Below are 12,288 nucleotides of genomic sequence, written 5' to 3'. Positions count from 1 at the left end.
GGCTGAAATTGATCGCTGGCGCGTATGATTTGCCAGCGATCTTAGATTCTATCGATTTGAATTTTGACCTTAGGCTTCCACCGGCCCGCCAGCCTCTTTCCAATCTCCAAAGCCACCAACATTGGTGACGGAACTATAGCCCATATCCTTGAGTGTTTTACCCGCCAGCGCGGCTTGTCCGCCCAACGCGCAAAGCAGAAATACATTTGTATCTTTTGTCAAAGCTTCATTGTGGAATGGGGTTTCTTCATCCGCAGCGAACTCGATAAAACCACGAGGAATGCGCAAAGCGCCCTTTACCGTTCCCGTTTCTGAGATATCCCCCGAATCGCGCACATCGATAAACACGCTATTCGGTGTGCCGTGTTTTTTGATGCCTTCTTCTGAGGTCAAACGCTCAACAACCGCATTCGCCTCATCCAGATAGTTTTGTGCTGTTTTCATTTCAATATTCCTTTTTGGAGGGTCATTCCCGCTCAACGCAGGTATTTGAGTTGGAAGTCGAACTATATCGACACAATGGCTCGGAATTGGAAATAACTTTTTCGGCAGTGGATTGTTCAAACCCACTTGCATGTTCAGTGCTTGCCAATCACTTCTTTCATCGTTAAATTGCGATAAAGTAGAGAGAAGGCCTAAATCATGCTCCAGAAGCCGACTGTCAACGATACTTCAACTGCCAAATGGTTGAATAAAAATTGTCCGTGCACGTCATTAGAACGTAGGCGATTGCCTGATCTGGAGGCAGCAAGCCATCTATTTTCTGCAACGCCGATGTTTGTTTCAAACGGCAATTACGAAAACATGCTGGCCCAGGTTCAAACCTTAGAGGCCGTGATTGCTAATCCGCAATTTGCCCAACATGTGCGAGAAAACTCACCCGCAATTGCGTCAGTTGCTTCGAAAACCCATGGAGTGTTGATGGGATATGACTTTCATGTCGATGAGCGCGGCCCTCGGTTGATTGAAATCAACACGAATGCTGGCGGAGCTTTGCTGGTAGATGCCCTCTATCGTGCTCAAGACGTATGCTGTTGGAACGGCGATCCCGTCAATAATGCTGAGTTGGACAATGACATAGTGGAGATGTTCCAAAATGAATGGAGTGCCGCTGGCCGTGCTGGTACGCCTAAAACAATAGCCATTGTGGACGAACAGATTGAAGATCAGTTTCTGTACCCAGAGTTCTTGATGTTCGCTCAGATATTGCAGGCGGCGGGCATAACACCAATCCTTTCATCCCCGGAAGACCTTTCTTTCAGGTATAACAAATTATGGCATGACGATACGCTGATCGATTTGGTATATAATCGATCCGTTGATTTCTATTTTGAGCAGGAAAACCATTCGGCGTTAAAACAAGCGTTTACGCAAGATAGCGCAGTGATCACGCCAAGCCCGGCGCACCATGCCCTGTATGCGGCAAAACAGAATTTGACAATTCTGTCTGATGCGCGAGCATTGGAACAACTCGGTGCGCCCCCCGAACAAATAGCCGGACTTGAATTGCTACCCAAAACGGTATCAGTGACGTCGCTAAACGCGGATGAACTCTGGGGGCAACGTAAGGCGCTATTCTTTAAGCCAGTTAGTGGGCATGGCGGAAAAGCGGTGTACCGCGGCGATAAGCTGACAAAAAAAGTTTGGTCACAAATTTTACTAAGCAATTATGTCGCGCAAGAACTGGCTCGACCAGAAATGCGCAATGCGAAATCCGAAAACATCGATATCGATATCGATCGAAATGCACTAAAGTCAGATGTTCGGCTTTACACATATAGTGGTCGAGTGTTGCTCGGTGCAGCCCGACTTTATCAAGGGCAAACGACGAACTTTAGAACAGAAGGTGGCGGTTTTGCGCCGCTATATGTGATTTAGGCCAAATGGAAATGCAACCGATCCCGCCCCATCAACTGCAACAACGGCTCTCACACATATACTGGATAGGCGGCGGGAGTGGCGCAGGTAAATCAACAATCGCCAAACAGTTAGCAGATCAATTTGATTTGCAACTCTATGATACAGATGCTGCGATGCAGAACCACGCTGCACGTAGCTCTTCTAAGGATTGTCCATTAATTCATGAGTTCTTGAACATGAGCATGGACGAACGATGGGTAAACCGCACGCCAAGAGAGATGCTGAAAAGTTTCCATTGGTATAAGGGCGAAGGCTTTAATTTCGTCATTGATGATCTGTTGGCACTGCCAGCAGACCGAGCGGTGATCGCAGAAGGTTTTAGGTTGTTGCCTGAACTTGTGACGCCATATTTGAAATCAAAATCCCAAGCCATTTGGTTGCTGCCGACGGCTGAATTTCGAAAAATGGCATTTAGCAATAGAGGTTCACTTTGGGAAATTCCAAACAGTACAAGCAATCCGCAAGTTGCGCTGGATAATCTTTTGGAACGCGATGGGATTTTTACGGATCAACTAAGCCAAAATGTCGAAGCGAACAAGCTAAATGCAATTGAGGTCAATCAGCAACTTCCTCAAAAAGACATTCTTGAGCAAGTGCAAGATCTATTCCGATTATAGCGATATGGGTGGCTTGTGGTTCAATGAAAAATGGCCGCTCAAACCTGTCTCTAGGTTGGAGCGACCATCTACTTATTCTTTGTGGTCGAGCTTTTGTTGATCCAGCCGTTTTGCTTCTAGCTCTTTTGTCGCTTCAACCAGCTTTTTTTCAGCCTTTGTGCGGCCAAACTTGGCGCGATTGGCATCGGCATTAATCTCTTTTTCAGAACGCGCTTTGTTTTTACGCGCCTGTCGAAGATTTACGATTTCGGCCAATGCCTTCTCCTTAAACCAAGCGGCTTTGCTCAACTGCTGCTGCAATAAATGATGAAAACAGCGGATGAGGTTCGAACGGACGTGATTTCAGTTCCGGGTGATATTGCACACCAATGAACCACGGGTGATCTGTACGCTCAACAATTTCTGGCAGCAGACCATCGGGCGAAAGACCGGAGAACAACAAGCCATTTGCCTCAAGCACTTTGCGGTAATCCATGTTGACTTCCCAGCGATGGCGATGGCGTTCTGAAATTTCGGTGGTGCCGTAGATGTCAGCCACACGAGAACCGCGCACCAATTGCGCAGGGTAAGCCCCTACCCGCATGGTGCCGCCCAAATCTGTATCGTCTGCGCGTTCTTGTTTTTGGTTGTCTTTGGTCCACTCGGTCATCAAACCAACAACAGGTTCTTTACTTGGGCCAAATTCGGTTGACCCAGCATCCTTAATGCCGGCGGTATTTCGAGCAGCCTCAATACAAGCCATTTGCATACCAAAACAAATGCCAAAAAATGGTACATCACGAAGTCGCGCAAATGTCGTAGCCGCAATTTTGCCTTCTGCACCACGTTGGCCAAAAGCACCCGGCACCAAAATGCCGTGGATGCCTTCAAGATGGGGCGCAGGATCGTCACTCTCAAAAATTTCTGATTCAATCCAACGAATATTCACTTTAACGCGGTTTGCGATGCCGCCATGCACGAGCGCTTCATTTAGCGACTTATAGGCATCCAAAAGACCCGTATATTTACCCACAACTGCGATATTCACTTCCCCATCCGGGTTGTGAATACGGTCTGAAACTTCGAGCCATTTGCTGAGGTCTGGCTTTTGGTCAGCTTCCAAGCCAAATGCTTTGAGCACTTCAACGTCCAAGCCTTCATCGTGATATGCGATGGGCACATCGTAAATGCTTTTAACGTCTAAGCCCTGAATAACCGCGCTTTCGCGCACGTTGCAGAACTGAGAAAGCTTGCGGCGTTCGCCTTCTGGTATTTCTCGATCACAGCGAACGAGCAAGATATCAGGCTGGATACCAATTGAACGAAGCTCTTTTACAGAGTGCTGCGTTGGTTTGGTTTTCAACTCACCGGCGCTTGGAATGTATGGCATCAATGTTAGATGCACATAAATCGCATCTCCGCGCGGCAATTCATTGCCAAGTTGACGGATCGCTTCAAAGAACGGAAGCGCCTCGATGTCGCCCACCGTGCCGCCAATTTCGCACAGCACAAAATCAAAATCGTCATTGTCTGAAAGCACGAAGTTTTTGATTTCATCCGTCACGTGCGGAATGACCTGCACTGTGGCACCGAGATAGTCGCCACGTCGCTCTTTAGCGATGATGTTTGAGTAGATACGGCCCGTGGTGATGTTGTCCTGCTGATTTGCAGAACGCCCCGTAAACCGTTCGTAATGCCCAAGGTCCAGGTCAGTTTCCGCGCCGTCATCGGTCACAAAAACTTCCCCATGCTGATAGGGTGACATTGTTCCGGGATCAACATTTAAGTACGGATCTAGCTTACGCAAGCGGACTTTATATCCACGCGCCTGAAGTGCTGCCCCTAGTGCAGCTGAAGCTAGCCCCTTACCTAATGAAGAAACCACGCCACCAGTAATAAAAATATACCGAGCCATGGGCCTTTACCTTAATGCTGAATTTGATTGATTCGAAGTCAAAACTTCGCGTTAAACCCAAAAAAAGACGGGAGCCAATAACCCCCGTCTAAATTCGCCTCTGATTTCAAACCCTTACTGGGATGGCGCCGCCGGCGTCGTCTCAGTTGGAGCCTCAGTTTCCGGCACCGGGAGATCAAGTCCGGTAGAATCTTCACCGGAAAGATCGTTCAAAGCATCAAGAACGGTGACGTTTCCGTCTGTTTGCTCTGTGGCACGCTCAAGGATTGAGGATGATTCATTATTCAACTGGCTTAGGACCGTAAGGCCAATTGAAGTTGCAAAAAACAACGCCGCCAAAATGGCTGTTGTTTTGGTCAACAGGTTCGCTGAACCGCGTGCAGACATAAGTCCACCGCCGCCACCGCCGCCTATGCCCAACGCGCCGCCTTCGGAGCGCTGCAACAAGATCACTGTAATAAGCGCAACAACGATAAAGAGGTGCGCAACAATAAGAACTGTTTCCATGTTGGAAATCTTCTCTTGAGTTAAATTCTGAATTTTCGCGTTCTACACACTAATATGTCGCTTGGCCAGAGCCAATCAACAATTTGTGCAACACCATAGTTAAGCCGCTTCAATAATACCTAAAAAGTCGTCAGCTTTAAGGCTAGCGCCGCCGACCAACGCACCATTTACGTTCTCAACGCTAAGCAGCTCTTTTGCGTTGGAAGGCTTCACCGAACCACCATAAAGAATTTTGATTGTTGTTCCTGGGTCGCCAAAACGTTTTGTGAGCGCGTTGCGAATGGCATTATGCATTTCATCTACGTCCGCAACGGAAGCCGTTTTGCCGGTGCCAATCGCCCAAATCGGCTCATAGGCAACTACAATAGACTGCTCAGCACTGAAATCTGGACACGAATTAATAATTTGGGTTATCACAACGTCAATGGCTTTGCCGCTTTCGCGAATATCTAAAGACTCGCCACAACAAACGATCGGAATGATTCCCCCTTCAAGCGCTGCCACGGCCTTGGCGCGAACATCGGAGTCACTCTCATTGTACGCACCCCGGCGCTCAGAGTGTCCTACAATAACATAAGAGCCGCCTGCTTCGCTGATCATGGGCACACTGATATCACCAGTATATGCGCCATTTGCTTGAGCATGACAGTTTTGCGCGCCTGTCTTAGCCAAGCTTTCATGCAACGCCACGCTAATGCGATGCAACAATGTGGCTGGTGGGCAAATCGCAACGTCTGCGTTTATTTCTTGCGCCGCAAGACGATCCTTAATCACTTCTACTTCCAAGAATGATCCGGCATCGCCATTCATTTTCCAATTTCCAGCGATTAGTGGCATGATTTTTTTCTTCATTTATGTCCCTCTTTGCGTCGCTCTATATGCTACTTGCGAAATAAAATTAGTCTTATGTCAAAACACCCAATTCTCACCTTGCGATTTTGATCGCACCCTGTCTATTATGCGCCGCTCCAAGCCGGGGTAATTCCGAGCTGGATATTGGCAATAATAATAAACGGATGCGAAATGCTAGATACCATTAAACGCTATTCTAACACCTGGGTCGCAAAAATACTTATGGGCTTGTTGATCCTGAGCTTTGGCCTCTTCGGTATCGCAAATGTGTTTACAAATCTAGGGAGCACAAATGTCGCGCGTGTAGGCAATCAGTCTATATCCGCCGTCGACTTTGAGCGTGCCTATCGTGGACAACTTAATAATTTCGCCCAACAAACTGGTCAGGTGCCTACACCAGAACAGGCTGTTGCGTTCGGTATTCCGGGTTCGGTTATTACTCAGTTGGCTGGCACCGCTACTGTGGACAATCTTGTTGAGAACTTCGGTGTGGGTGCATCTGACGATATGGTTGCAAAACTTGTTGCTCAAGACCCAAATTTTTCCAGCACACTTGGTCTTTTTGATCGTCAGCGCTTCAACCAAATTTTGGCGCAAAGCGGTTATACAGAAAGCGAATATGTAAAAGCGCAAGCGGGTAGCGTAAAACGCAATCAGATTGTTGATGGTCTATTTGGTGGCCTTTCTGCCCCAAAGACAATTCTTGAAATTTCCAATCGCTATGAGAATGACAGCCGCACGTTGGACTATTTCACGCTAGGCGAAACCGCTCTTGGTGAGGTTGATGCGCCGACCGAAGAAGAACTTACTACCTATTTAGCTGACAATCAGCGTTTTTATCGCACGCAAGAAACCCGAAACATTGATATTCTAGTACTCACCCCTGCAACGTTGGCAAAGACGATTACTGTTTCTGATGCAGACATCGAAGCTGAGTATGCAAAGACTGGTGCTTCATTCATCTCGCCTGAAACCCGTGACGTTAAAGTCATCACTTTGAATGACGCCGCACAGGCATCTGTTCTTGCAGGACTTAATCTATCTGGTAGCGCGTTCGACAATTTGTTGTCGTCCATGGGGCTTAGCGAGAATGTTCAAACATTGGGCCAAGTCGCACAAAGTGACATTGAAGACGCTGATATCGCAACTGCAGCTTTTGCAAACGCTGCGGGTATTTCAGTAGTGCCAGGCGAAACGGCCAACAAAATGGTTGTGGTTTCAAACATAGTTGAAGGCGGCGCTCAACCACTTGATCAGGTTCGCGACCAAGTTGCTCAACTTGCGGCTGAACGCCAAGCCAAAACACTTATCGCCGATAAGATTGACGAGATTGAAGAGTTGCGCGCTACGCTTGCGCCAATCAAAACAATCGCTGACCAGTTTGGTTTAACGGTTGAAACAATCGAAGTGACCTCATCTGGTGGCGGCCTTATTGGGCTTGAAGGTTTGCCTGCTGAGGCTCCTTCCCGGCTCCTTCCCGCAATTGCTGCGGCAGAACAAGATAAGCTTTTGCCAGCGGTTACACTGGGTGCCGATTCGATGGCATGGTTTGATCTGAATTCAACAACCCAAGCACGTGACCAAACACTTGAAGAAGTGCGCCTGATTCTTTTGGCCTCTTGGATACAAGAAAAAAATGATGCAGCGCTTGATGAAAAAGCGACAGAACTTGTGACCGCGCTAAATGATGGCGGCGACATTTTTGAGGTTGCATCTACCGTGGGTCAAATTCCACTTCCATCGCTCAACGTTACGCGCCAAGGCGACGGTGGTGCCATCACCGCACAGGTTGCAGCCGCTGCATTCCAAGGTGGAGAAGACTATATTGGCTCCGCTAAGACCGATGATGGGAACTATGTGATCTTTAAGGTATCAGCCTTAAACGAAGCTGACCCAGAAGAAGTGGATCAGGAATTGTTGGAGCGCCTTGGATTGGGACTTGCTGACAATGTTTACCAGCAATTTATTGCAGCCAAACGAGAAGACTTTGGCTTTAGCGTAAACCAAACAGCAATTAACCAGTTGCTTGCCCTTAGTTCAAATACACACTCACGCTAAAAATCTTAGGGAAATGAAATGCATGACGCACACTATGCCGCCTTTGCTGAAGTCTACAATCAAGGCAGTTCGCAAGTGGTGTGGCGTCGCGTGGTGGCAGATCTTGAAACCCCGGTTGGCGCATATCTAAAGCTCTCTGCAGGGCGTAAAAACACGTTTCTACTCGAATCCGTTCATGGTGGCGCGACCCGTGGTCGTTACTCTATGATCGGACTTGAGCCGGATTTGCTGTTTAAAATTGATCGCGGAAAAGCATCAATCAATCACAACCCACAGTTTGAACCAGACGTTTTTAGTCCCCTTCCTGGTAAGCCACTTGATGAACTGCGTGTATTGCTTGACCAGTCCGCGTTGGAAATTCCAATGGACTTGCCACCAATGTCGGCAGGTATATTCGGGTTTCTTGGTTACGACATGGTTCGAGAGATCGAAACATTGCCGGACAATAATGAAGACACCATAGGCGCACCGGATGCGTTGTTGATGCGTCCGTCTTTGCTTGCGGTGTTCGATACGGTCAAAGATGAGTTGTATTTTGCTACGCCAGTTCGTCCTGATAAAAATGTCTCCGCTCAATCTGCATTCGACGCTGCTCAGGAGCGACTAGAGGCAGCCATTGCGCGGCTAACAAACCGAGCGCCACTCGCCAAAGAACGCGTTGAACTTGCTGAACTCAACTTTAAGAGCAATACCAGCAAACAAGAATTTGAAGACATGGTTGGCGTTGCCAAGGAATATATTCGCGCAGGCGACGTATTTCAGGTGGTTCTAAGCCAACGATTTACCGCAGACTTTACTTTACCGCCTGTCGCGTTTTATCGCGCCCTGCGCCGCACAAATCCAAGCCCGTATATGTATCTGTTGGACTTCGCTGATTTTGCCATCGCAGGGTCCAGCCCAGAAATTTTGGTGCGGGTGCAAGATCAAAAAGTATCAGTTCGCCCGATTGCTGGCACACGTAAACGCGGCGCGACGCCACAACGTGATCGTGAAATGGCAGAGGAATTGCTGGCAGACCCAAAAGAATTGGCCGAGCATCTTATGCTGCTTGACCTGGGCCGCAACGATGTTGGTCGGGTGTCTGAAATTGGATCTGTAGAAGTAACGGATCAATTCTTCCTCGAATATTACTCTCATGTGATGCATATCGTCTCGAACGTCGAAGGCAAATTGCGCACGGAATTCGACAATATTGATGCCCTCGGCGCTGGTTTCCCGGCAGGCACCGTTTCTGGTGCGCCCAAGGTTCGCGCAATGGAAATTATCGACGAATTGGAAAAACATCGTCGCGGCATCTATGCAGGCTGCGTTGGGTATTTCAGCGCCGATGGTTGGATGGACACATGCATTGTCTTGCGCACAGCAGTCATCAAAGACGGCAAAATCCACGTACAGGCGGGTGCTGGCATTGTTGCGGACAGCAAAGCTGAGCTGGAACAGTTGGAGTGCGAAAACAAAGCACGCGCCCTTACAAGCGCAGCCCAAGAGGCTTTGCGCTATGCGGATGAGCCGGAGATGGGCCAATGACCAAACTGCTTGTGATCGATAATTATGATAGCTTCACTTATAATCTGGTTCACCTGATTGGTGGGCTGGACGATGTTAAAATTGAAGTGGTGCGCAACGACAAAATCAGTTTGGCTGAAATCGAAATGATGGCACCCGAAGGTATCATTATTTCTCCCGGACCAAAAACGCCTAAAGAAGCTGGTATTTGTGTGCCGCTTGTCGAGCATTTCAAAGGTGAAATCCCGATGTTTGGCGTTTGTCTTGGCCATCAGTCCATTGGTGAGGCGTTCGGCGCGAATGTCGTTCGCGCCTCGCGCATGATGCACGGCAAAACCTCGACCATTCGCCATGATGGTAAAAGTGTTTTCAAAGGCCTCAACAGCGATGGCTTCACGGCAACCCGCTATCATTCGCTGACAATTGATCCAGATAGTTTGCCAAGCGAACTGGAAGTGACGGCGACGTCTGACGACGGCATGATCATGGGCATCGCCCATAAATCATGGCCATTACACGGCGTACAATTTCATCCAGAAAGCATCGCGTCTGAAAGTGGGACGCAGCTGGTTCAAAACTTTATAGATATCGCCAATTCATTCAATAGTGCCAAAAGTGGGAGCGCATCATGAACATTAAAGAGACGCTCAATGCGCTTGCAGGTGGCAACGACTTAAGTTTTGACCAAATGCGGGCGGTGATGAACATCATCATGTCCGGCGAAGCCACACCATCCCAAATTGGTGCTTTTTTGATGGCGCTACGGGTGAAGGGTGAAACAGTTGAAGAAATCGCCGGGGCTGTGTCCATACTGCGCGATAAAATGACGAGAGTTGATGCACCGTCAAACGCCATCGATATCGTTGGCACGGGTGGTGACGGCGTGGGCACATACAACATTTCCACGACGGCTTCGATCATCGTCGCATCTGCGGGGTGCCCCGTTGCCAAACACGGCAACAAGGCCCTTTCCTCAAAATCAGGCAGTTCTGAAGCGCTGTTGGCGCTTGGTGTCGAGCTTGATTTACCCGCCGCTGGTATTGCAGCTTGCATCGACAAGGCCGGGATTGGCTTCATGTTCGCGCCCAACCACCACGCAGCCATGCGGTTCGTCGGCCCTTCCCGCCAGGAAATGGGCGTACGCACCATTTTCAACCTACTCGGACCGCAATCTAATCCTGCTGGGGTTCAGAACTATTTGCTTGGCGTTTATGACAAGCAATGGGTTCGCCCAGTCGCTGAATCGTTACTTAAGAACGGTGCAAAATCTGCTTGGGTTGTGTTTGGCCATGATGGTCTTGACGAACTGACCACCATTACCACCAGCCATGTCGCGCAAATTAAAGATGGAAACATCACCGAATTCGAAGTCTCACCGGAAGATGCGGGCCTGTCGTTCGCTATGACGAAAGATATTTTGGGCGGTACGCCAGCACAAAACGCAGCAGCCATGCGTGACTTGTTTGAAGGCACACCATCCGCCTATCGTGACATCGCGCTGTTTAACGCTGCGGCGGCCTTTTTGATCTTGAACAAGGTCGAAGACTTAAAAGCTGGTGTGGAACTGGCCGCAGAATTGGTTGATAGCGGCGCGGCAAAAGCTCAATTGGATAAGTTGGTTCGGATATCGAACGAGGTTGCAAAATGACGACAGATATTTTGAATAAAATTGAAACCTATAAACGCGAAGAAATTGCCAAAGCAAAAGGCGACCTGCCCTATGGTGACCTTGAAACATTGGCTAGAAATGCGGATGCGCCACGCGGTTTCTTAAACGCACTAAAGGCAAAACGTGCCGCCAACCAATATGCACTGATTGCTGAGGTGAAAAAGGCAAGCCCGTCAAAAGGTTTGATCCGGGCCGACTTTGATCCTTCTGCCCACGCTAAGGACTACGAAGCTGGTGGTGCTGCCTGTTTATCGGTTTTGACGGACGGGCCCTCTTTTCAAGGCGCGCCAGAATTTTTGAGACAAGCGCGTGCGGCGACATCCCTTCCCGTGCTGCGCAAAGACTTTTTATATGATCCCTATCAGGTTGCGGAAGCTCGAGCTTGGGGTGCTGATTGTATTTTGATCATTATGGCGGCAGTGGACGACAAGCTTGCTGAGGACCTCAATGCAGCAGCAAAATACTGGAACATTGATGCGCTAATCGAAGTGCATGACGCTGAAGAGTTGGAGCGCGCGCTGAAACTGGATGCGGAGATGATCGGCATCAACAACCGTAATCTGCGCACTTTTGAAACGAGCCTAGAGACCACAATTGAGTTGGCCAAGAATGTGCCAAATGACAGATTGTTGGTGAGTGAAAGCGGTATTTTCACTTTTGATGATGTGCAAATGCTGGAAGAAAAGTCCGATGTTGGCACGTTCCTTGTGGGCGAAAGCCTGATGCGCCAAACGGATATCGCTGCAGCAACGCGCTTGCTGCTGACCGGCAACGAGGCCGCATAGATGAGTGGAAAACTCACCCACCTCAATGAAGATGGTGAAGTCCATATGGTGGATGTTGGCGCTAAATCGCCGAGCCAACGCCAAGCTGTCGCCACATCAAAAATATCCATGAGCACCGAAGCATTTAAGGCTGTTCTAAATGGTAACCTCAAAAAAGGTGATGCTTTGGGCGTGGCGCGGGTTGCAGGCATCATGGCGGCCAAGAACACCGCTAACATGATCCCGCTTTGCCATCCGCTGGCACTGACGAAAGTCGAAATATCCATTGAACCCGATGATGCAACAGCGAGCTTTGCCATCTCTGCCCTTGTGCGGGTGGAAGGCAAAACCGGTGTTGAAATGGAGGCACTAAGTGCAGCATCCGTTACCGCGCTGACCATTTATGATATGGCCAAGGCGCTTGATAAGTCCATGATCATTGGCCCCACCCAGTTAGAACAGAAGTCCGGTGGCAAGTCCGGCAATTATAAACGAGAATAG

13 protein-coding genes are annotated in these 12,288 nt (G+C 48.9%); 8 read left to right on the top strand and 5 right to left on the bottom strand.

The window, feature by feature from the left end; translation table 11 throughout:
* Positions 1 to 69 precede the first annotated feature (69 nt).
* Positions 70 to 444: a rhodanese-like domain-containing protein gene (locus tag ACSHWX_RS07055; protein WP_435667493.1), complete on the bottom strand. Its 375-nt coding sequence runs from the start codon at positions 442 to 444 to the stop codon at positions 70 to 72.
* Between the two features lie 285 nt (positions 445 to 729).
* On the opposite strand from ACSHWX_RS07055, the gene ACSHWX_RS07050 reads away from it, so the two are divergent.
* The gene (locus ACSHWX_RS07050) at positions 730 to 1,878 is read left to right on the top strand and encodes a hypothetical protein (RefSeq protein ID WP_435667492.1); all 1,149 of its coding nucleotides are present in this window, start codon (positions 730 to 732) and stop codon (positions 1,876 to 1,878) included.
* 11 nt (positions 1,879 to 1,889) lie between these two features.
* Positions 1,890 to 2,537: a shikimate kinase gene (locus ACSHWX_RS07045; protein WP_435667491.1), complete on the top strand. Its 648-nt coding sequence runs from the start codon at positions 1,890 to 1,892 to the stop codon at positions 2,535 to 2,537.
* A gap of 72 nt (positions 2,538 to 2,609) precedes the next feature.
* Here ACSHWX_RS07045 and ACSHWX_RS07040 read toward each other — a convergent pair whose 3' ends face one another.
* From ACSHWX_RS07040 to tpiA, 4 genes are all read right to left on the bottom strand, one after another.
* Positions 2,610 to 2,792, bottom strand: coding sequence for a DUF4169 family protein (locus ACSHWX_RS07040; RefSeq protein WP_435667490.1), 183 nt, complete (start codon positions 2,790 to 2,792; stop codon positions 2,610 to 2,612).
* Between the two features lie 10 nt (positions 2,793 to 2,802).
* Positions 2,803 to 4,431, bottom strand: a complete 1,629-nt coding sequence (locus ACSHWX_RS07035) for a CTP synthase (RefSeq protein ID WP_435667489.1) — start codon at positions 4,429 to 4,431, stop codon at positions 2,803 to 2,805.
* A gap of 114 nt (positions 4,432 to 4,545) precedes the next feature.
* Positions 4,546 to 4,938 (bottom strand): preprotein translocase subunit SecG, encoded by a 393-nt coding sequence (gene secG / locus ACSHWX_RS07030; protein ID WP_435667488.1) that lies wholly within the window; start codon positions 4,936 to 4,938, stop codon positions 4,546 to 4,548.
* Positions 4,939 to 5,037: 99 nt separating this feature from the next.
* Complete coding sequence (gene tpiA / locus ACSHWX_RS07025; RefSeq protein ID WP_435667487.1) at positions 5,038 to 5,790, bottom strand: triose-phosphate isomerase; 753 nt, start codon at positions 5,788 to 5,790, stop codon at positions 5,038 to 5,040.
* 171 nt (positions 5,791 to 5,961) lie between these two features.
* On the opposite strand from tpiA, the gene ACSHWX_RS07020 reads away from it, so the two are divergent.
* The 6 genes from ACSHWX_RS07020 to moaC are packed head-to-tail and all read left to right on the top strand — an operon-like array spanning position 5,962 to position 12,288.
* Positions 5,962 to 7,848 (top strand): peptidylprolyl isomerase, encoded by a 1,887-nt coding sequence (locus ACSHWX_RS07020; RefSeq protein WP_435667486.1) that lies wholly within the window; start codon positions 5,962 to 5,964, stop codon positions 7,846 to 7,848.
* Between the two features lie 18 nt (positions 7,849 to 7,866).
* The gene (gene trpE / locus ACSHWX_RS07015) at positions 7,867 to 9,375 is read left to right on the top strand and encodes an anthranilate synthase component I (protein ID WP_435667485.1); all 1,509 of its coding nucleotides are present in this window, start codon (positions 7,867 to 7,869) and stop codon (positions 9,373 to 9,375) included.
* Positions 9,372 to 9,986 (top strand): anthranilate synthase component II, encoded by a 615-nt coding sequence (locus tag ACSHWX_RS07010; protein WP_435667484.1) that lies wholly within the window; start codon positions 9,372 to 9,374, stop codon positions 9,984 to 9,986. Before trpE ends, ACSHWX_RS07010 begins: the two co-directional genes overlap by 4 nt.
* Positions 9,980 to 11,002, top strand: coding sequence for an anthranilate phosphoribosyltransferase (gene trpD, locus ACSHWX_RS07005; protein WP_435667553.1), 1,023 nt, complete (start codon positions 9,980 to 9,982; stop codon positions 11,000 to 11,002). Before ACSHWX_RS07010 ends, trpD begins: the two co-directional genes overlap by 7 nt.
* Positions 10,999 to 11,808: an indole-3-glycerol phosphate synthase TrpC gene (gene trpC, locus ACSHWX_RS07000; RefSeq protein WP_435667483.1), complete on the top strand. Its 810-nt coding sequence runs from the start codon at positions 10,999 to 11,001 to the stop codon at positions 11,806 to 11,808. The genes trpD and trpC overlap by 4 nt, the downstream gene beginning before the upstream one ends.
* The gene (gene moaC, locus ACSHWX_RS06995; protein WP_435667482.1) at positions 11,809 to 12,288 is read left to right on the top strand and encodes a cyclic pyranopterin monophosphate synthase MoaC; all 480 of its coding nucleotides are present in this window, start codon (positions 11,809 to 11,811) and stop codon (positions 12,286 to 12,288) included.

It is taken from the genome of Maritalea sp., from assembly GCF_051251695.1.
Lineage (GTDB): Bacteria > Pseudomonadota > Alphaproteobacteria > Rhizobiales > Devosiaceae > Maritalea.
The sequence above is the reverse complement of the archived record's forward strand: the minus strand, read 5'-3'. Positions and strand labels throughout refer to the sequence as shown.

Excerpts from the sequence above, each read along its gene's own strand:
- ACSHWX_RS07055 (WP_435667493.1), bottom strand. The coding sequence starts at position 444 with ATGAAAACAGCACAAAACTATCTGGATGAGGCGAATGCGGTTGTTGAG.
- ACSHWX_RS07045 (WP_435667491.1), top strand. The coding sequence starts at position 1,890 with ATGCAACCGATCCCGCCCCATCAACTGCAACAACGGCTCTCACACATA.
- ACSHWX_RS07035 (WP_435667489.1), bottom strand. The coding sequence starts at position 4,431 with ATGGCTCGGTATATTTTTATTACTGGTGGCGTGGTTTCTTCATTAGGT.
- secG (WP_435667488.1), bottom strand. The coding sequence starts at position 4,938 with ATGGAAACAGTTCTTATTGTTGCGCACCTCTTTATCGTTGTTGCGCTT.
- tpiA (WP_435667487.1), bottom strand. The coding sequence starts at position 5,790 with ATGAAGAAAAAAATCATGCCACTAATCGCTGGAAATTGGAAAATGAAT.
- ACSHWX_RS07020 (WP_435667486.1), top strand. The coding sequence starts at position 5,962 with ATGCTAGATACCATTAAACGCTATTCTAACACCTGGGTCGCAAAAATA.
- trpE (WP_435667485.1), top strand. The coding sequence starts at position 7,867 with ATGCATGACGCACACTATGCCGCCTTTGCTGAAGTCTACAATCAAGGC.
- ACSHWX_RS07010 (WP_435667484.1), top strand. The coding sequence starts at position 9,372 with ATGACCAAACTGCTTGTGATCGATAATTATGATAGCTTCACTTATAAT.
- trpC (WP_435667483.1), top strand. The coding sequence starts at position 10,999 with ATGACGACAGATATTTTGAATAAAATTGAAACCTATAAACGCGAAGAA.
- moaC (WP_435667482.1), top strand. The coding sequence starts at position 11,809 with ATGAGTGGAAAACTCACCCACCTCAATGAAGATGGTGAAGTCCATATG.